At 68.3% G+C, this 16987-nt stretch carries 20 protein-coding genes and 1 pseudogene; 13 read left to right on the forward strand and 8 right to left on the reverse strand.

Going from position 1 to position 16987, the window contains the following annotated elements; all coding sequences use genetic code 11:
- Nucleotides 1-6 precede the first annotated feature (6 nt).
- Genes ACLLJJ_RS41530 through ACLLJJ_RS41545 form a run of 4 tightly spaced genes read left to right on the forward strand, consistent with a single transcriptional unit; the run spans nt 7 to nt 2845 of the window.
- Nucleotides 7-606, forward strand: coding sequence for a 4Fe-4S dicluster domain-containing protein (locus ACLLJJ_RS41530; protein WP_434599997.1), 600 nt, complete (start codon nt 7-9; stop codon nt 604-606).
- Nucleotides 603-1262, forward strand: coding sequence for a Rieske (2Fe-2S) protein (locus tag ACLLJJ_RS41535; protein WP_434599999.1), 660 nt, complete (start codon nt 603-605; stop codon nt 1260-1262). Before ACLLJJ_RS41530 ends, ACLLJJ_RS41535 begins: the two co-directional genes overlap by 4 nt.
- Nucleotides 1259-1624: a hypothetical protein gene (locus ACLLJJ_RS41540; RefSeq protein ID WP_434600001.1), complete on the forward strand. Its 366-nt coding sequence runs from the start codon at nt 1259-1261 to the stop codon at nt 1622-1624. Before ACLLJJ_RS41535 ends, ACLLJJ_RS41540 begins: the two co-directional genes overlap by 4 nt.
- A 3-nt stretch (nt 1625-1627) precedes the next feature.
- Nucleotides 1628-2845 carry an MFS transporter gene (locus tag ACLLJJ_RS41545; protein ID WP_434600003.1) on the forward strand — a complete coding sequence of 406 codons (1218 nt, stop codon included), beginning with the start codon at nt 1628-1630 and terminating at the stop codon, nt 2843-2845.
- A gap of 223 nt (nt 2846-3068) precedes the next feature.
- Here ACLLJJ_RS41545 and ACLLJJ_RS41550 read toward each other — a convergent pair whose 3' ends face one another.
- The gene (locus ACLLJJ_RS41550) at nt 3069-4271 is read right to left on the reverse strand and encodes a globin domain-containing protein (protein WP_434600005.1); all 1203 of its coding nucleotides are present in this window, start codon (nt 4269-4271) and stop codon (nt 3069-3071) included.
- 846 nt (nt 4272-5117) lie between these two features.
- Between ACLLJJ_RS41550 and ACLLJJ_RS41555 the strand changes: the two genes are divergently transcribed.
- Nucleotides 5118-6248 carry a protein-L-isoaspartate O-methyltransferase family protein gene (locus ACLLJJ_RS41555; RefSeq protein ID WP_434600007.1) on the forward strand — a complete coding sequence of 377 codons (1131 nt, stop codon included), beginning with the start codon at nt 5118-5120 and terminating at the stop codon, nt 6246-6248.
- 101 nt (nt 6249-6349) lie between these two features.
- On the opposite strand, the gene ACLLJJ_RS41560 is transcribed toward ACLLJJ_RS41555, so the two are convergent.
- On the reverse strand, nt 6350-6598 hold the full coding sequence (locus ACLLJJ_RS41560; protein ID WP_434600677.1) for a hypothetical protein: 249 nt from the start codon (nt 6596-6598) through the stop codon (nt 6350-6352).
- Between ACLLJJ_RS41560 and ACLLJJ_RS41565 the strand changes: the two genes are divergently transcribed.
- On the forward strand, nt 6589-6942 hold the full coding sequence (locus ACLLJJ_RS41565; RefSeq protein ID WP_434600009.1) for a hypothetical protein: 354 nt from the start codon (nt 6589-6591) through the stop codon (nt 6940-6942). The two genes, ACLLJJ_RS41560 and ACLLJJ_RS41565, sit on opposite strands and share 10 nt — an antisense overlap.
- Before the next feature lie 203 nt (nt 6943-7145).
- Here ACLLJJ_RS41565 and ACLLJJ_RS41570 read toward each other — a convergent pair whose 3' ends face one another.
- Entirely contained in the window at nt 7146-7901 is a 756-nt protein-coding gene (locus tag ACLLJJ_RS41570) for a GNAT family N-acetyltransferase (protein ID WP_434600010.1), read from the reverse strand.
- A 186-nt stretch (nt 7902-8087) separates the two neighbouring features.
- Here ACLLJJ_RS41570 and tpg point away from each other — a divergent pair, with 186 nt between their 5' ends.
- Nucleotides 8088-8582: a telomere-protecting terminal protein Tpg gene (gene tpg / locus ACLLJJ_RS41575; protein ID WP_434600011.1), complete on the forward strand. Its 495-nt coding sequence runs from the start codon at nt 8088-8090 to the stop codon at nt 8580-8582.
- Between the two features lie 117 nt (nt 8583-8699).
- On the opposite strand, the gene ACLLJJ_RS41580 is transcribed toward tpg, so the two are convergent.
- Nucleotides 8700-9104 carry a type II toxin-antitoxin system PemK/MazF family toxin gene (locus ACLLJJ_RS41580; protein WP_434599899.1) on the reverse strand — a complete coding sequence of 135 codons (405 nt, stop codon included), beginning with the start codon at nt 9102-9104 and terminating at the stop codon, nt 8700-8702.
- A gap of 166 nt (nt 9105-9270) precedes the next feature.
- Between ACLLJJ_RS41580 and ACLLJJ_RS41585 the strand changes: the two genes are divergently transcribed.
- The 5 genes and pseudogenes from ACLLJJ_RS41585 (at nt 9271) to ACLLJJ_RS41605 (ending at nt 13836) form a co-directional block, all read left to right on the forward strand.
- Nucleotides 9271-10506: an IS701 family transposase gene (locus ACLLJJ_RS41585; protein ID WP_434600671.1), complete on the forward strand. Its 1236-nt coding sequence runs from the start codon at nt 9271-9273 to the stop codon at nt 10504-10506.
- Nucleotides 10507-10704: 198 nt separating this feature from the next.
- Nucleotides 10705-11097, forward strand: coding sequence for a hypothetical protein (locus ACLLJJ_RS41590; RefSeq protein ID WP_434600013.1), 393 nt, complete (start codon nt 10705-10707; stop codon nt 11095-11097).
- 153 nt (nt 11098-11250) lie between these two features.
- A complete protein-coding gene (locus ACLLJJ_RS41595; RefSeq protein ID WP_434600015.1) occupies nt 11251-12450 on the forward strand; it encodes an ISAs1 family transposase in 1200 nt (399 codons plus the stop codon).
- A 26-nt stretch (nt 12451-12476) separates the two neighbouring features.
- Nucleotides 12477-12671, forward strand: a pseudogene (locus ACLLJJ_RS41600) (transposase); the annotation flags it as partial.
- A gap of 880 nt (nt 12672-13551) precedes the next feature.
- Nucleotides 13552-13836 (forward strand): hypothetical protein, encoded by a 285-nt coding sequence (locus tag ACLLJJ_RS41605; protein WP_434600017.1) that lies wholly within the window; start codon nt 13552-13554, stop codon nt 13834-13836.
- A 401-nt stretch (nt 13837-14237) separates the two neighbouring features.
- Here the strand turns inward: ACLLJJ_RS41605 and ACLLJJ_RS41610 are convergent, their stop codons facing one another.
- From ACLLJJ_RS41610 to ACLLJJ_RS41625, 4 genes are all read right to left on the reverse strand, one after another.
- On the reverse strand, nt 14238-14414 hold the full coding sequence (locus ACLLJJ_RS41610; protein WP_434600018.1) for a hypothetical protein: 177 nt from the start codon (nt 14412-14414) through the stop codon (nt 14238-14240).
- Nucleotides 14415-14508: 94 nt separating this feature from the next.
- Nucleotides 14509-14829 carry a hypothetical protein gene (locus tag ACLLJJ_RS41615; protein ID WP_434600019.1) on the reverse strand — a complete coding sequence of 107 codons (321 nt, stop codon included), beginning with the start codon at nt 14827-14829 and terminating at the stop codon, nt 14509-14511.
- Between the two features lie 6 nt (nt 14830-14835).
- Complete coding sequence (locus tag ACLLJJ_RS41620) at nt 14836-15006, reverse strand: hypothetical protein (RefSeq protein WP_434600021.1); 171 nt, start codon at nt 15004-15006, stop codon at nt 14836-14838.
- Between the two features lie 180 nt (nt 15007-15186).
- Nucleotides 15187-15543: a sigma factor-like helix-turn-helix DNA-binding protein gene (locus ACLLJJ_RS41625; protein WP_434600023.1), complete on the reverse strand. Its 357-nt coding sequence runs from the start codon at nt 15541-15543 to the stop codon at nt 15187-15189.
- A 703-nt stretch (nt 15544-16246) separates the two neighbouring features.
- Between ACLLJJ_RS41625 and ACLLJJ_RS41630 the strand changes: the two genes are divergently transcribed.
- A complete protein-coding gene (locus tag ACLLJJ_RS41630; RefSeq protein ID WP_434600024.1) occupies nt 16247-16972 on the forward strand; it encodes a class I SAM-dependent methyltransferase in 726 nt (241 codons plus the stop codon).
- Nucleotides 16973-16987 lie beyond the last annotated feature (15 nt).

A 16987-nucleotide genomic window follows, 5' to 3' on the forward strand; every position in this document is an offset into this window, starting at 1 on the left:
GCCGTCGTGATGGGACGGACGATTTTCATTGACCCCGGCAGGTGCATCGGCTGCCAGGCCTGCGTCTCGGCCTGCCGCGAGTGCGACTCGCACCGGGGCAAGTCGATGATCCACCTGGATTATCCGCAAGAGGGACAGACGGTCGCCTCGTTGCCCACCGTGTGCATGCACTGCTCGGACCCCGTCGCCCCGTGCGCCGAAGTCTGCCCGTCGGACGCGATCCTCATCTCCCCGGACGGGGTGGTGCACGCGGCCGACCCGACCCGCTGCATCGGCTGCTCGAACTGCGTCAACGCCTGCCCCTTCGGCGTACCGAAAATCGACCTGCAGGCGAAACTACAGCTCAAGTGCGACCTGTGCTACGACCGCACGTCCTACGGCCTGGCCCCGATGTGCGCCACCGTGTGCCCGACCGGGGCGTTGTTCTACGGAACGCTGGAGGAGCTGCAGGCCGAACGGCCGGGGGTCCAGGTCGCCGACTCCTTCACCTTCGGCGACGTGGTGGTGTCCACCGGCGTGGCGATGGTCGTCCCGGCCGACAAGGTCCAGTGGCCGGTGCCGGGCGGACTCCCGGTGGTCGAGATCAATGGGGTGGACGTCCGATGAGCGCCACTGACCAGCATCAGCCGGCCGAACCGGACCAGGAGACGCTGCGGGCGCAGGAAGCGATGCACGACCGGATCAGCTCGGACTCACTCACCACACGGCGCGACTATCTGCGGATCGTGGCTACCGTGTCCGGTGGCCTCGCAGTCGGAGGAGTGGCGGTCGCCGCCGGGGCGCTGCACCGGCACGGAGACGGAGTGGCCGAGCCGAAGCGGATCGCCGGACGGATCCCGGCGGGGCAGTCCGTCGCCTTCCGCTACCCCGGCGAGGAGGACCGCGCCGTCGCGATCCGGATGGCCGACGGAACACTCGTCGGCTACTCCGCGATCTGCACCCATCTGGCCTGCGCGGTGCTCTGGCGCTCCGGCCGGGGCGCCGAGGGGGAGTTGCACTGCCCCTGCCACGAGGGGGTCTTCGACGCCCGCACCGGTGAGGTCACCGCCGGGCCGCCGCCCCGCGGCCTGCCCAAAGTGGTGCTCGTCGAGCGGGCCGACGGCAGCGTATGGGCGATCGGCACCGCCCGCTCGGGTGAGAGCGCCGAGGAGGGCCTGTGCCGACAGCGGAGCGGGAGGGACAGTGGACCGGCCGGCCGGCCCGGGTGTCCCGGGGCCGCGTCTCCGGGCCCGGCAGAAGCGGAGCGGGGTGAGCGGACATGACCGCCGTCCCTCCGAACCCGCCGCCGTACCACCCGGGCAGCGAGCAGCCGAGCCTCAACCGCCCGGTGCGCGAACGCTATCCACAGATTCGCGCCACCAGCGGCTACGGAGACCCCCGCGTCGACCGCACCGGACCCGGCCCGGGCGCGGGCACCGAGCAGGACCCCGAGCGGTCCGCCCGGCTCAGCGCCCGGCTGGTCATCGCGATGACCGTCGTCATCGGACAGCTCTGGGCGCTGACCGTCGGCGTCAATGAATGGATGCGGGGACACACCGACACGGCCTGGTGGTGCGCCGGATTTCTCGGACTGTCGTTCCTGGTGGTCCTCGGCCTGTGGTACTCCGACCCGAAGGACAGATAACGCATGACGGCCACCGCAACCGCCACCGTCGCTGTGGTGCCCCCGCCCCGTAGGGCGGCGTATCTCAACCTCGGTATCGCCACTGTCGGGATGCTGGTCAGCTTCTGGGCGTGGGGTCTGATCAGCCCTCTCGGTCCTACCTACAAGGACGAACTGGGCCTGAGTTCCTTCCAGCAGTCGTTCCTCGTGGCGGTGCCGGTCCTGGTCGGCGCACTGGGGCGGATTCCGGTGGGCGCGCTCACCGACAAGCTGGGCGCCCGAGTCATGCTGCCCGTGCTCAGCTTCCTGACGGTGCTTCCGGTCCTCGCGCTGAGCATTTTCGACAGCTACGGGATGCTGCTTCTGGCCGGCTTCTTCCTCGGCATCGGCGGCACCTTCTTCGCCTCCGGGGTGCCGTACGTCAATGCCTGGTTCCCGCCCGAGCGGCGGGGTACGGCGATCGGCATCTTCGGACTCGGCACCGGCGGCACCGCGATCGGCGCGTTCTACACCTCGCGGCTCATCGACTGGACGGGCGACCGCGATTTCCAGTTCTACCTGGTGGCCGGGGTACTCGCAGCCTTCGGTGTGATCGCCGCACTGCTGGTCAGGGACGCCCCGGGCCGGAAGGTTCCTGACGAACTGTTCGGCAGCCGCTTCCGCGAGGCTCTCAAGCAGCGTGTCACCCTGCCGCTGGCCCTGCTCTACTCGGTGTCGTTCGGCGGCTTCGTGGCCTTCGGCGTCTATCTGCCCACGTATCTCAAGGAGGTCTACGACCTCTCACAGGACAGCGCCTCCACCCGGGCGGCCGGCTTTACGATCGTAGCGGTGCTCTGCCGGGTGATCGGCGGCTACCTGTCCGACCGAGTGGGACCCGCGAAGGTCCTCACAGTGACCTACACGCTGCTCGGGCTAATGGCGGTCTGGCAGGCGTTCACCCCCGCGCTGACGCCCTGGGCGACGGTGACCTTCCTGGTGATGGCCGGCATGGTGGGTGCGGGCAGTGGAGCGGTCTTCGCCCTGGTGGCGATTGTCACACCCAAGGAGAAGGTGGGTACGGTCACCGGCCTGGTGGGTGCCGCCGGTGGTTTGGGCGGCTTCGTACCGCCGTTGGTCATGGGCGCCGTCTACAGCGGCACGGGGTCGTACGCGATCGGGCTGATGCTGCTGTCCGATGTGGCGTTCGCCGCGCTGGTCTACACGGCGGTGAAGCTGCTCGGCCGTGACCGGGCGGCGGGCTGACCGGAAGCACCGTCAGGAAGCTGGGCGCCGGCAGCACGACCCGGGCGCCCAGCTTGTCGGTGGGCGCGCCCACCGGGATGCGGTCCAGCGATCCGGCGACCACGGGCACGGGCACGGGCACGGCGACGGGCATCAGCCCTCGTTCATCCGGGCGAGTGCCCGCTCGCGGGCAGAGTGATGCCCCACCCCGCCACCGTCCGGACGAGGTGGTCGGACATCTTGATCATGAGGTGGTGTCAGGCAGCCACAGGTCGGGGCCGAAGACCTCGTAGCGGATGTTCCGGGCCGGCACACCCTGGCGCAGGAACTGGCCGCGGACCGCGCGCATGAACGGCAGCGGACCGCACAGGTAGACGCTCGCGTCGGTGGGCAGATCCACGGCCGCAAGGTCCATCAGTCCGGTGCCGGCGCCAGGCTCCTCCACCCCGGGGTGCTCGTACCACAGCAGGGCCCGGGCCGAGGCCAGCGCGTCGACGCACCGGTGGAGATCGGCCCGCAGGGCGTGGCTGGAGGGCGAGCGGTCGGCGTGGAGCACCAGGACGGGGCGGGACGAGCCCGTGGCTGCGAGGTGTTCGAGCATGCCGACCATGGGTGTGGTGCCGATGCCCGCAGAGACCAGGACGAGCGGGGTGTCGGCCGCGTCCAGCACCACGTCTCCGAAGGGCGCCGAGCAGGTGAGTTCGTCACCGGGCCGTGCCTGGGCGTGCAGGAGGGTGGACACCTCTCCGTCCGGGAGGCCTTTCCGCTGTGCCCGCTTCACGGTGATGCGCCGCAACTCGCTGTCAGTGGTACCGGACAAGCTGTACTGGCGCAGCTGGCGCACGCCGTCGGGCATGGTCACGCGCACGCTGACGTACTGCCCCGGCCTCGCCAGGGGCGCCGGGGCGCCGTCGGCGGGGCGCAGCAGGAAGGACACGGTGTCCGGGGTCTCCTCGCGCCGCTCGACCACCAGCCAGGGCCGCCAGGAGCCCCCGGGCTCCACCTGCGCGCTTCCGTACAGGCGTGTTTCGCGGGTGATGAGGGCGCCGGCCATCAGCCAGTACACCTCGTCCCATGCCTCGGCCACCTGCGGGGTGACCGCCTCGCCCAGTACCTCGGCCATCGCGCCGAACAGGTATTTGTGCACGATCGCGTACTGGTCCTCCGTCACGCCGATCGAGGCGTGCTTGTGCGCGATGCGGTCCAGCAGGTCGTCCGGCCGGGCGTCGGGGTTGGCCAGCAGGGCGCCCGCGAAGCCGGCGATGGACCCGGCCAGAGCCTGGCGCTGGGCACCGCTGGCCTGGTTGCCGCGATTGAACATCCCGTCCAGGAGTTCGGGCCGCTCGGCGAGCATGGTGTCGTAGAAGAGGGTGGTGATCTCGTCCAACGCACCACCGACGGTGGGCAGGGTGGCGCGTATCAGGACAGCGGACTCGGCAGAGAGCATGAGGGTCCTCTCAGGACGCTCGCGAACAAGGAAGAAGGAAGCGGGATTGGAGCTCCGTCGGGGCAGCCTCAACCGGTATAGCAATCGGCGAACGCATTTTCGGAGCCATGACGGCCCTGTGAGGCAGGAGAGGACCAAGGGACCACAAGTCCGGGACCAAGGTCCCGGTGCCACCCCGCCGGCAGGACCGGTCGGACCACCCGCCGTGGCTCGGCCGGCCCTGGCCGCAAGCCCGAATCCTCGGACTGCCCGCCGCCACCGCACCGGCCCCCGGCGACGTGATCGACGGGAGCGTTCACACGGCGTATGCACATGGTGGCCGCCCTCAGCACGTCGCGGCGGAGGAGCGGTTTACCGCCGCGTAGGTCCGGCTCGCGGTGCGGCAGTCATCTGCTCGGCAGTCCCGACCCACCAGCTCTCGGCGCGCGCTGCGCCAAGGCTTGTCAGGCCGGCAACTGCGGCGAGCGCGATACCGGCCAGGGCGGCGGCAAGGCGCCAAGAGGCCCGCCAGGAAGGGGACGTAGAGCAGAGACGGGCCCGTTCCGTGGCGTTCATCGGTCAGCGGGGCGGGCGGCAGGCCGTTCTCCGGAGCGCGGGGGAGCACCCGCCGCAGTCGTCCGGGCCGGATCGGGCAGGTCCGCGAGGCGTACTGGTGCAGCTGCCCAGGGGACGCGCATCATCGGGGGGAAGGGCACGTACGCCTGAGAGGCGGAGGGCGTCATGAGCGAGCACCGTAAACCGGACCCGGACCCAGGGCAGGGCAAACCGCCGCCGGGGAACTCCGACGGGAAAGCCCCTGACCCACCGCCGCCGTCGGGCACCCGCAGGAAGTAGGCACCCCACCCCATGCCCCTCGAAGACCGGCGCCGCGCCCTGGCACAGGCGCTCGATGCCCAGGGCTGGCCCGCCGACTCCCCGTGGCTGCGCGAGGCCGTCCTCCAGCGTGTTCCTCGCCATCACTTCGCCCCGGACCGGCTGTGGGAGTGGGACGGTCACCACCATGTTCCCGTCGACCGGACCCATGCCCCCGGCCGGTGGGCGTCCCTGGTCTACGCCGGCCCGGACGAGCCGGCGCTGACGCAGATTGCCGACGGGCTGCCGTCCTCCAGCCTGTCGGCCCCCTCGATCGTCATCGACATGCTCGACTCCCTCATGCCCGAACCCGGACACCACGTCCTGGAACTGGGCACCGGCTACGGCTGGAACGCTGCCCTGCTCGCGCACCGGGCGGGCCCCGGACGAGTGGTGAGCGTGGAGACGGACCCCGACCTGGCCGCCGCCGCCCGCCGCCGGCTCACCAGGTACGGCTTGGGGGCCACGGTGCTGACCGGAGACGGCGGTCTCGGCGCCCCCGGCCATGAACCGTTCGACCGGGTCATTGCCACCTACGCCGTCGAGGAGGTGCCCTGGGCGTGGATTGCGCAGTGCGCCCCCGGCGCCCGCATCGTGACCCCCTGGGGCCGGCTCGGACATGTCGCGCTGACCGTCGCCGACGACTCCCGCTCCGCGACGGGCTGGATCCAGGGGCTCGCCACCTTCATGCCCCGCCGTGGCACGGACCAGGGGCGCGACTTCCACGACCTGTGCACGGCCATTGCCGCCACCAGCACGCGCACCGTCCCTGCGGCTGGTGTGCACGCGTTGCGGGACGCGAGCCTGATCTTCAGCCTGCGCGTCACCCATCCCAACATCCGCATCGCCACCACCACCACCGCCACCGCCGACGGGCAGGTCACCGCCCAGGCCCACGACGGACAATCCTCCTGGGCCACCGCCACCACCCGGGCCGACGGTTACGCCTGTGTCGAACAGGGCGGCCCCCGCCCTCTGATGGCAGAGATCAGCCAGGGACAACAGCACTGGCAGGACCGCGGGGCTCCGTCCCTGTGGGACTTCGGCATGACAGTTGCATCCGGCCGCCAGTACGTCTGGTGCAAGTCCCCGCAAGAACCATGGTCTTCGTCCGGCCCTGTTTGACCTTGCTCGGAATGCTGGGCCTGCGCAGAAATTCCCTCAAGAGCCTACTTTTTGTCAGGTACCCACTTTTTTTGTCAGTGGGAAGCGGAACCGGGTGGAGGTCACGCTGCATGTGCCGCCCTCTTGAAGTCTTCGTACACGGCCAGGTAGTTCATACCGCTGTGGCCCTCGGCGATCGCCTGCTCGGCGATCTCCTTCATGAGCTGCGGCCGGTCGGTATGAATGCCCTGCTCCACACAGGTGCGGGTGATGTGCTCAAGCGCGTTGAGGTTCATCTCCATGGTGCCCAGGTCGCCGGGGTAGTTGCCCCTGTCCAGGTCGGAAGCCTGCTCGATGAGGGTTGAGTCCAGCGCGCATCGCCCAGCTCGCCTCGCGCGGCCCGCTCGACAAGGGCCGTCTGGTCTACCTGACCGAGATCACCGGGACCAGCGAGGCCGACATCGAGGACCTCTTCACCGTCAGCTGGTATCTCAAACTGCTCGCTGCTTCCAAGATCGGCAAGTTCACCAAATCGCAGCTCGACGGCGGCGGGCGGATCATCAGGCAGGTGGAAGCCGTGCGCGGCGGTCGCTTCGATCACTACCAGCCGGCCAACCACCTCATGCGTTCGCCCGGCTCCCTGCTGGGTCAGATCGACGACGACACTCGGACCCGCTTCCAGGCCCTGTTCAAACGACTCAACGGTCTCCTCTGAACAGCCAGGACAACAGCTGAGCGGTCCAGGGGCCTCGACGAGGTCCCTATGCGCGATGTCCAGCACCTGGAGTTGACCTGTGGGTCCCCGGACAGTGTGAGGCCCGAACCGGAATGGTCCGGGCCTCACTCGCGTATCCGCGGGAATCGGATGTTCATGCACGCGGCGCTATGCCTAACAACAGCCAAGGGCGGGTTACCCGCTCAGCGTGCGGGGCCGGGCAGGACACCGAGGATGACCAGGTGCCGCCCGTAAGGGGTCGGCAGAGACTCCATCTGGACGCCGGTGCGCAACGGCTTCACAGAGAAGCGGAAGCCATTGATCGGGCCGTGGCAGATGAACCCCAGCGGTGTGGGGATGCCGATGCCGTCGGGAGAGACGGTGAAGCCGAGCCCGGCGTAAAAGTCCGTCAGCTCCGGCTCCTGCATGACGTACAGGACGGCCGCACCGAACTTCCCCTTCTCATGGGAGCCGGCCGCGCGCTCTACATCGGCGACCAGGGCGCGGGCGATGCCCTTGCCGCGCCACGCTTCGACCACCGCGAGGGAGTCCAGGGTGGCGACCAGTCCGGCGATGATGTGCGCGTTGGGCGATCCCAAGAGCATGGGGTGGGTGAACGCCCACGCCGCCGGCAGCGCCATCGTGCCACCGACCAGCGCGCCGGATTCGCTCTCCTGCACCGCTCGGACGCGGGAGTACTTGTCGGCCTCGAGGCTCTGCCGGATCGCGGTAGGGAGCTGCCGCCAGGAGCCATCGGGGTTGTCCGGGTCAGCCAGCCGCATCACGGGCTCCAACGCGGCCGCATCGGATGGCGTCGCGTCCCGGATCACCACGCCCTCCGGCAAGGGCGGGACGCGCACCGGGATGACTTCACCCGGCTGTACCGCCGCCCCAGCCCCGGGGGCTGGGGCGGCGTACATGCGCTCGCCCATCACGTTCCCCGAGTACAGGCGCTCCACCTCCCGACGTGCCGGATTCCCCGACCGACGGGCACCCTTACGCGCCCCCTTCCGCTTCCCCACGGCGTCCCTCCCCTTGTCACCGGCAACCTCCCCCCTGCCCTGCTTAACACCCCGCTCCGACAACCGACTTGGCCGCCGGAGCCTAGCCTCTGTCCACAGGGGCCCGGTGGCCTGATGGTTGGCATGAACGATCACGAGCAGCAGCAGCCGGCCCCGCTCCACGGCAAGGTCCTGGAAGCCCTCGCGCGGGCGGAGCGGAAGGTCTTCACCCGGCCCGCGCCGAAATCAGCAAAGGCACAGGTGAAATTCCTCCTCACGCGGACGAAGGAGTCGGCGAAGGATCTGGCGGAGCGTCTGGGCACCTCCCGCCGCACGGTGGAGCGCTACCGCGCCGGGAAGCTGAAGACCCCACAGAAGCGACTCCAGGCCGCCCTGGTGGAGGAGACCGAATCCGAGTGGCAACCCCAGGTCAGGGCACAGGCACGAGAGCGGGCATCCACCTCCAGCGGCATGTCGGTGGAGGTGACGGCCTACTTCGGATTCACCTGCACGGGCAGCTCGGACGACGGCCGCGAACGCCAGATCACCACGGACATCTCGCCCTTCTACGTGAAGCAGATCCTGGCACTCCAGGACGCGGGCGCGACGGAGGAAGATCTGCATCCGATTGTCGCCTAGTACTCCAGCCGTAGTTCGTGATCTCGATGGTGAAGGGTGCCGAGGAGACAGGTGGCCAGCGTTGATCGTCTGGACGAGATCGGCCACGCCATCGGGAGGTGTCGGTTCCTTCCCCGCCTACCCGAGGCCGCCGAGACGGAGGGCGTCCCTTATCTCGCTGAGCTTCGCGGTTGTCGCCGGGGTCCGCTCCTTCGCCTGTCCGCTGAGACGGAGGGCATCCTCAATCTCGCTGAGTTTCGGGGAGGACAGGACGCCTGCCCGCTCGATCAGGTCGTCCCGGGACACGGTGGTTAGCCACGTGCAAGGGGTTAAGCCTGGACGCGCGAGGGCGAACCGCAGCACGCCTTCGAAAGGCAGTCCTTCCATGGCGCCAACTCGCACTTCGACGCCCAGACCGCTGATGTCGACGCCCGCCGGAGCGACGACCTGCATCGCCCGGATCCCGGACGCGTCGTCTACCGACAGCAGTACGACCAGCCGCCGCTCGTCGAACTCGACCCACCAGACTTCGCCACGTTGCACATGTCCTCCTGACACAGGACGGCAGGCAAACGCTGCGCGACCCTGACACGCTGTGGAGACGGGTGCGGCCACCGTTGATCATCGGTGTGTGAAGACAAACGATCATGTGGTGGCCGCAGGTCACAGCGTAGACCCTGCCCGCTGGCAGGAGGCTTTCGAGGGCCTGATGAGCCGGATCGCAGGCCGGTTCACGCGGGTCGAACCCCGGCGTCGGGTCCGGCAATTGGTACTCGGCCTGCTGTCGGACCTGCCGCGCAAGAACTGCTGGACCATCGCCGAGTGGGCCGGAGAGAGGACCCCGGACGGCATGCAGCACCTGCTCGGGCGGGCCAAGTGGGACGCCGACCAGGTCCGCGACGACGTGCGTGGCTACGTGGTGGAGCACCTGCACGACGGCCAGGCGGTTCTGGTAGTCGACGAGACCGGCGACGTGAAGAAGGGCAACGGCACGGTCGGCGTGCAGCGGCAGTACACCGGCACCGCGGGCAGGATCGAGAACGCCCAGGTTGCTGTCTACCTGGTGAACGCGGGACGACGCGGACACGCCGCGGTGGACCGGGAACTATACGTTCCTCGCTCCTGGACCTCCGACTCCGACCGCTGCCGGGCCGCCGGGCTCGGCGAGGAGACAGGGTTCGCGACCAAGCCGGAGTTGGCCGCTCGCATGGTCGCCCGGTTCCTGGACGCCGGCCACCGGGCCGCCTGGGTTGCGGGGGACGAGGTCTACGGCGGCAACCCGACGCTGCGAACCACGCTGGAGGAACGCGGCACCGGCTACGTCCTCGCGGTGGCCTGCTCGCACGAAGTCACCACAGGCGCCGGGAAGTTCCGCGCGGACGCCCTGGCCAAGAAGGTGCCCAAGCGGGCCTGGCAGAAGCTGTCCGCAGGGGCCGGAGCCAAGGGCCACCGCTTCTACGACTGGGTCGTCATCGACCTCGTCGACTCCCGGCCCGGGAATCGCCAGTTGCTCATCCGCCGCAACCGCAGCACCGGCGAACTCGCGTACTACCGCTGCTACTCGCCCGCACCGGTGCCGCTGACCACCCTGGTGCGAGTTGCTGGATCAAGGTGGCGGGTGGAGGAGTTCTTCCAGTCCGGCAAGGGCCTGGCCGCCCTGGACGAGCACCAGGTCCGCCGCTACCCGTCCTGGTCCCGCTGGGTCACCCTGGTCATGCTCGCCCACGCCTTCCTGGCCGTCGTCCGCGCGGACGAACACGCCCGCCACCCCGCACCCGAAGCCCTCATACCGCTCACCTGCAACGAGATCCAACGACTGTTCGTCACGCTCGTCGTCCAACCCGTCCACGACGCCGTCCACCGGCTCGGCTGGTCCGACTGGCGACGCCGCCACCAGGCCCGATCCCAGGCCAGCCACTACCGACGACAAGCCACTCAGGCATGAAGATCACGATCTACGGCTGGAGTACTAGGCGCAACTGGAAGAGAGTGGCTGGCCTCATAGGTGGGGCCATCTCCACTTTCATGGGAATTTCTTCAGTCCAAGAAGACTGTGGAGCAGTCCTTTAGCATGACCACTGCCGCCCCGGAGACTCAGTTCGAGTCTCCGGGGCGGTGACCGCTACCACAATGAAGGAACCTCATGTTTACTGGCGTCTGGGAATTCGCCGCCATCGTATCGCTCGCCATCGCGACCCTTACTCTGGCCGCCTATTGTTTCCTTAAGATTCGAGCACGCCGCGATGCCCGAAAGCGGAAGATTTTGAGGTTCGAACTTCCGGTAACTGTCGCTTTCGGCTCCATCCTCGGAGTTCTCATAGGTGAGTTGATGACAGGACGGTACCCCCATGCGGATCTCGATGAACTCAAGACGCTCATAGTTCCACTCATATTCGGAATGACCAGTCGATCCTTGATCATGTATTGCCTCAAGGACGAACAAGGTGTGCATAGCGTGTCGAAATACGTGCCGGGAGTCTCCTCTCTGCTCACCGCAATCTTCATCGCCGGTGGAACGACTTCTCTCGGCTCCTGAACCAGGGCGGTTGCAAGTTCCGGGATCGCGTAGATCGTCCGCGCCCAGCGGGAGTTGACGCGGCAACAGCACAGGCACGAGACCGGTGATCATCAGGGTGTCTACGCCAGCTGATCACTTTGAGGTCCCGTGCCTGCCGCTCCATCCTTCCCGATGCCTGCTGTTCTGGCGAAACTGGGTCCCCTCCACGAGCACGACACCGGTCGCCTGTGCGCCCACTTCGGGCGCGTACCCGATCCGCGTTCGCGTCGCGGTCGGTGGTATCCCCTGGTCGGCTTGCTGCTGATCTGCGCCTGCGCAGTCGTCTCCGGCGCCCGGACGATCACCGAGATCACCGAGTGGGGACAGCGCGCCACCACCACGGTGCTGGAACAGTTCGGCATCCGCCGCCACCTGCCCGGACGTCGGCGAGCCCCGTCCCATGCCACCCTCACCCGGCTCCTGGCCGCCCTCGACGGCGATGCCCTGGACACTGCGATCGGTGCCTACCTGACCGAACGCGACCACACCGATGTCGGCCGCACCGTCTCGTCGCCGCGGCCGGCGATCGCGGTGGACGGCAAGGCGCTGTCCGGATCCGCGCACCGGCAGCAGCGCCACCGGCACCTGCTGTCCGCCGTCACCCACGCCCCCACCGTCACCCTGGCCCAGCGGGAGGTGGGGGCCAAGACCAACGAGACGGCCGCCTTCCGCCCGCTGCTGGAACCACTCGATCTGGCCGGCGCCGTGGTCACCTTCGACGCCCTGCACAGCGTCAAGGATCAGGTGCGCTGGCTGGTGCAGGAGAAGAAGGCCCACTACATCGCGGTGATCAAGGGAAACCAGCCGACCGCGTCGGCCCAGGTCAAAGCTCTGCCGTGGGAGCAGGTGCCCGTGGCGCACACGGTCTCCGGGACCGGGCACGGGCGGCGGGAGTCCCGCTCGGTCAAGGCCATGGCCATCGCTGAGAACCTGGGCGGGATCGCCTTCCCGGAAGCGCGGCTGGCCTTGCGCATCCACCGGCGCCGCCAGGAGAGCGGCAAGCGGCAGACCCGGGAGACGGTCTACGCCGTCACCAGCCTCGATACCCACCAGGCCAGCCCCGCTGACCTGGGCGGATACGTACGCGGGCACTGGGGAATCGAAAATTCCAGCCACCATGTCAGAGATGTGGTGTTCGCCGAGGACGCCTCCACCGTCCACACCGGCAGCGCGCCGCGGGCGATGGCCGCTCTGCGGAACCTGGCCATCGGCAGGCTGCGACTGCTGGGAGCGGACAACATCGCCAAGACCACCCGAGCGATCCGGGACGCACCCGAACACGCCGTCTGGATCTGGGGCATCACCGACAGCCCGCTCCTACCGGGAACTTGAAGCCGCCCTGCTCCTGAACAGCCATCAGAGAGATCCTCGAGTCTGCCCTCGAAGGCGAGATGACCGACCACCTCAGGCACGAGAAGCACGTGAAGGCCGCGAGCAGCAACACCCGTAACGGGACCCGCTCGAAGACCGTGGTCACCGAGGTCTGGCGCGTCGAGATCGAGGTTCTCAGGGGCCGGGCGGGCTCGTTCGAGCCGCAGATTCTCAAGAAGCGGTGTGAGTGGGTGCTTTGGTGGCATTGGGTGGGTGTCAGCGGGACGGGGTGCTGGGTGCCGGCTCATAGGGATAGTTGCGGGCAGGTCTGCTGTCGTGAGGTGACCAAGCGGCTGCTGTTTTTCGATCAGTGTGGGCTTCGGCGAAGTCGCGTGACGTCCGTTTCGTGATCATGCGAGCCCGAGGAGGGTGAGGGCCGGTTCGCGTCACGGGCGTTGTGGCGGAGGGCGATGTTGGTTGAGTCGGCCAGTCGCAGGGCTCCGATGGCGAGGTTGCGGTGGCCGCCGCGGATGGCGCTCAAGCACTTCCACGGACCGGCCTGCGAATACGACGAAGCGGCGTAGGGCAGGGCTGCGCAGGACAAGCAGCCGACATCCTGGGACGGGGAGATACCCGACGCCCCGGCAGAGACCGGCCCGCCGGTTAAGGTCCAGCTGCCTGACGGACAGGACGTCCGCGCGCTGCTCCTGTCCAAGGTCCAAAACGCCGACGGGTCCTGGTGGTTCGAGGTATCCCTGCCGCTGTGGAGCCGGCTCATCGACCGCGACGGCCGCACCACCCACACCCCCACCGACACGGTCTTCCTCGCCCGGCCACCCTCGTCACCCCCGTCGAAGACCAGGACTACCGCGGCACCCCGGTTCGCCGCGATCCGGTCGCCGTACGCCAGGCAGCGCGCCACCGACAAGGCAGAAGATGAGGAGACTCGGCCTGGCCCCGCACGAGAGGCCCGGCCGATCCTTCCGCCCCGACCTCCGGATGCGCCAGCTTCCCGATCAGCTCCTGAAGGACTGCCAGCTCAGCGATGGTCGGCCCTGTTGGACCCAACAGATCTAACAGGGCCCGTCGTCGCGCAGAGTCCTGCCGGGGGAGACTGATCCAGTGACCACAGCACCGGCCCAGCCGTCTCGTGACCGCGCCCTCGGCCGCGGCGTCTCCACCCTCATCCCCCAGAGCGCGACGACGTCGCCGGCGGAACAAGCAGCCGCCGCACTCGCGGCGATCCAGACCGTGCCGGTCCATGTCGGCGTCCTCCAGGCCGCGATGGTGCTCCTGGAAGAAGCGGGGCGCAGCAGCGAGGACGAGACGATGAAGGCGGCGATCGTCACCACGGTGACGATGCTCCGCACCGCGATGGACCAGGGCAGGGGACGCCAGGCCGGGTGACGAACGGCGGCTCAGGCCGGCGCCGGCGGCTGCAGGTCCATCTCTTGACACCAAGCGAGCCAACCGCCCACGGCGCCGCGCCGCGCGTTCCAGGTGCTGACGGCGGCGGTGCCCCAGAGCTGTTCGAGGGCCTGCGCCCACGAACTGACCTGCGGGTTGCTCCATCAGTTCGGCCTCAACGTCCAGCAGCTCTGAACCCTCCTGGTCGCCCGGGCGAAAGCCTCCAGGGCCTCATCCTCGCGTACCCCCTGCCCGCTGTTCGAGGTCGCACGCGCGGCACCTGACGTCTGCCGGGGGCAGCCGCCAACCAGGACGGCGACTGCCCCTCGTTCAGGTCTTTCTACGCGCAGGCACGCGAATGAGATGTTCTGCGCCCCCTGCTGGGCCTCGCGACAGTGGCCCTACAGGCGTTGCTCGAACCACCAGAACAGCAGGCCGACGATGCCCGTCCCGGCGCTGTAAGAGGCGCCGCGCAGGGCGTGAGCCGCCATCACGCGGCGGCGTCGGCGCATCCAGGCCCATGTGCGGTGGAGACGCCGGCTCTTCTTCGTCGCGCTGGAACGGCGATTACTCTTCAAGGAGATGCTCCCTCTTAACGGGTGGGTGTCGTACGGGCCCGGCGGGGGCCTGGTGGCCTAGGAACCTTCGGTCCCCGCTGGGTTCTTCTGGTGGTCAGGGCCGCACAGCAAGGCCGTGGATCCGGTCGGCGAGCTGGCTGTCGGGGCGGCAGACGAGACCGCCGTCGTCATCGTCTTCGGCGAGCCGCTCGAACTCGGCTTCCAGGCCCTCGGTGGGCACCGTCGCCAGGGGCCGGTGCCGGACGGTGTAGCCGGCGAAGGACTCCAGCCCCTTGAGGAATTCCTCGTAGTGGCCGTCGCCGAAGAGTTTTTGCATCTGCCGCTTCCAGAAGTACGCCTCGCGGACCTCGCCGAAGCTCAGGTGGTGCAGGTGCAGGCAGTATGCGGCTCCGCTGTGACCGGCGCCCGCGGCCAACTGCCATCAGAACCGGGCGCTCTCCGGGTGGTGGCCCAGGAAGAGCATGCACGCGAACACCTGGACGCCGTCGATGTCGACGTCCTCGGTCCACCCCTCGAAGTCGGCGTCGGGCACCCCCTCGCCGAGCGTCGCGGTGAGCTCCTTGATGTGCACGGCCGCGCCCGCCTGGTTCATTGCCCAGCGGGAGAAGACCTCGAGCTGGTGGCGGGCATGGGCGGCACGGCGCTCTTCGCGGCCGGGCTGGACGTACCCCGCTTCGTTGGCCAGATGGCGCAGGCCGGCGGCGACGTCGAAGGTTCGCCGGGGCTCGCGTGTAACCGGTCATCGCTTCCGACAAGCGCTTTTCCCATGTGCTCACTTGGTGTCCTCCTGCTTCTTGGCGCGGTGATAGATCGGGGACAGCCGCTCCCTGGCCTTGCGGCAGTGGTAGTCGACGGTGCTGGCCGTGAGGCCCATGCACCAGCCGATGCGCTTCGTGTCGTACTTGGCGATGTAACGCAGGGCGATCACGTCGAACTGGCGCGGAGGGAGGTTGCCGAGCGCCTTGTAGAGGCCGATGCCGCTGTCCATCGTCATCAGCTGCTCGCGGAAACTCAGCAGGCTCTCGGCTATGACGGTCCGCCGCATGATCGCCCAGATCTGCTGCTGCAGATCGCTCTCGGCCAGCAGGGCGTCCCAATGGCGCAGGATCTCCAGGAAGACCCGGTGCACCGCCTTCTCGGCCGCGTCGTTCGTACCGAGGTAGAAGAGCGCGTACTCGTGGAACGCTTCCTGGTGGTGAGGTAGTGCGCCTCGAACTCCAGCGGGAGCGGGAGCGGGGCTTTGGCCGCGGGACCACGGCCGTCCTGCCCACGGACGTCTTCGATCATGAGTCCTCTTCAGTGAGGGCTGACAGGTTGAGCCGGTGCGAGCGCACCGGCCGTGAGGATCACTCAACCGGCCCTGCAGGCCGAACACGCATGCCCGCCCACTCGAATGTCACGTACAGAGAGCGAAGTTCAGCGCAAAGTTATCAATGCTGTGTTTGTGCGCTAGAGGTGACCTGCCGTTTCTCGCTGGTTCTGATGACATGTCAGTGACAGTCAGAACCTCAAAGGTGACGCAGCTCACATGTAGGGCCAACGCTTTCGAGCCCGACGCTCTGCAGCACAGAACTGTCAAGTCCACCTGAAGCAAAGCGCTTTGAGGCTCACCTCGCTCGCCTATGGGCCGGCCCGCAGGAGGTCACCTCGCCTTACCGGCCCCCGTGGGCGTCCTCTACAGTCCGACGCGACCGGTCGGTTCCCAGCTAAGTACCTGACGCTGTCGGGGATCTTGGGCCAGGCATCTCTGGGGGAGATCATCGAGCTGCGTGCCTGTGACCGTCGCGAAATTCGGTAGCTGTCCCTGCCCAGCTCTGCATACGTTCGGCCGCATGGCTGACGACTGTTTCGCGCATCCACGACTCGCCGCGATCTACGATCCGCTCGACCCCGACCGCAGCGACCTCGATCCATATCTGCAGATGGCAGAAGAGTTCGAGACGCAACGAGTACTGGACATCGGTTGCGGCACGGGGGTGTTCGCACTCCTCCTGGCCGACCGCGGGATCGAGGTCGTCGGTGTGGATCCCGCCCAGGCATCCATCGACGTCGCCCGGACCAAGCCGGGAAGTGAACGCGTGCGCTGGATCTGCGGCGACGCGACCGGCCTTCCACCGCTGCAGGTTGACCTCGCGACGATGACAGCGAACGTCGCCCAGGCCATCACTGATCCGCAGACATGGCAGAACACGCTACGGGGAGCGCACGAAGCACTGCGGCCCGGCGGGCATCTGGTCTTCGAGACACGCGATCCGGCCGGACGCGCCTGGGAAGAGTGGACCCGCGAGAAGTCCTACCGCGTGACCGAGATCCCAGGCGTCGGCTCCGTCGAGAGCTGGGTTCAACTGATAGAGGTGAGCCGGCCTCTGGTGACGTTCCGCTGGACCTACAAGTTCGCGTCGGAGGGGCAGGTGCTGACGTCGGATTCGACGCTGCACTTCCGCGAGCGTGACGAAATCGAGCGGGATTTGGTCGCGCACGGATACGTGGTGGATGGCGTTCGCGATGCGCCTGACCGCCCGGGAAGGGAGTTCATCTTCCTGGCGCGACGTCCGTGATCCTGGGTGAAGGTG

Source organism: Streptomyces sp. A5-4 (assembly GCF_051131715.1).
Classification (GTDB): Bacteria; Actinomycetota; Actinomycetes; order Streptomycetales; family Streptomycetaceae; genus Streptomyces.

Coding starts and splice junctions, on each gene's coding strand:
- ACLLJJ_RS41535 (WP_434599999.1), top strand. CDS start 603: ATGAGCGCCACTGACCAGCATCAGCCGGCCGAACCGGACCAGGAGACG.
- ACLLJJ_RS41540 (WP_434600001.1), top strand. CDS start 1,259: ATGACCGCCGTCCCTCCGAACCCGCCGCCGTACCACCCGGGCAGCGAG.
- ACLLJJ_RS41545 (WP_434600003.1), top strand. CDS start 1,628: ATGACGGCCACCGCAACCGCCACCGTCGCTGTGGTGCCCCCGCCCCGT.
- ACLLJJ_RS41550 (WP_434600005.1), bottom strand. CDS start 4,271: ATGCTCTCTGCCGAGTCCGCTGTCCTGATACGCGCCACCCTGCCCACC.
- ACLLJJ_RS41555 (WP_434600007.1), top strand. CDS start 5,118: ATGCCCCTCGAAGACCGGCGCCGCGCCCTGGCACAGGCGCTCGATGCC.
- tpg (WP_434600011.1), top strand. CDS start 8,088: ATGAACGATCACGAGCAGCAGCAGCCGGCCCCGCTCCACGGCAAGGTC.
- ACLLJJ_RS41585 (WP_434600671.1), top strand. CDS start 9,271: ATGAGCCGGATCGCAGGCCGGTTCACGCGGGTCGAACCCCGGCGTCGG.
- ACLLJJ_RS41590 (WP_434600013.1), top strand. CDS start 10,705: ATGTTTACTGGCGTCTGGGAATTCGCCGCCATCGTATCGCTCGCCATC.
- ACLLJJ_RS41595 (WP_434600015.1), top strand. CDS start 11,251: ATGCCTGCTGTTCTGGCGAAACTGGGTCCCCTCCACGAGCACGACACC.
- ACLLJJ_RS41620 (WP_434600021.1), bottom strand. CDS start 15,006: ATGAACCAGGCGGGCGCGGCCGTGCACATCAAGGAGCTCACCGCGACG.
- ACLLJJ_RS41630 (WP_434600024.1), top strand. CDS start 16,247: ATGGCTGACGACTGTTTCGCGCATCCACGACTCGCCGCGATCTACGAT.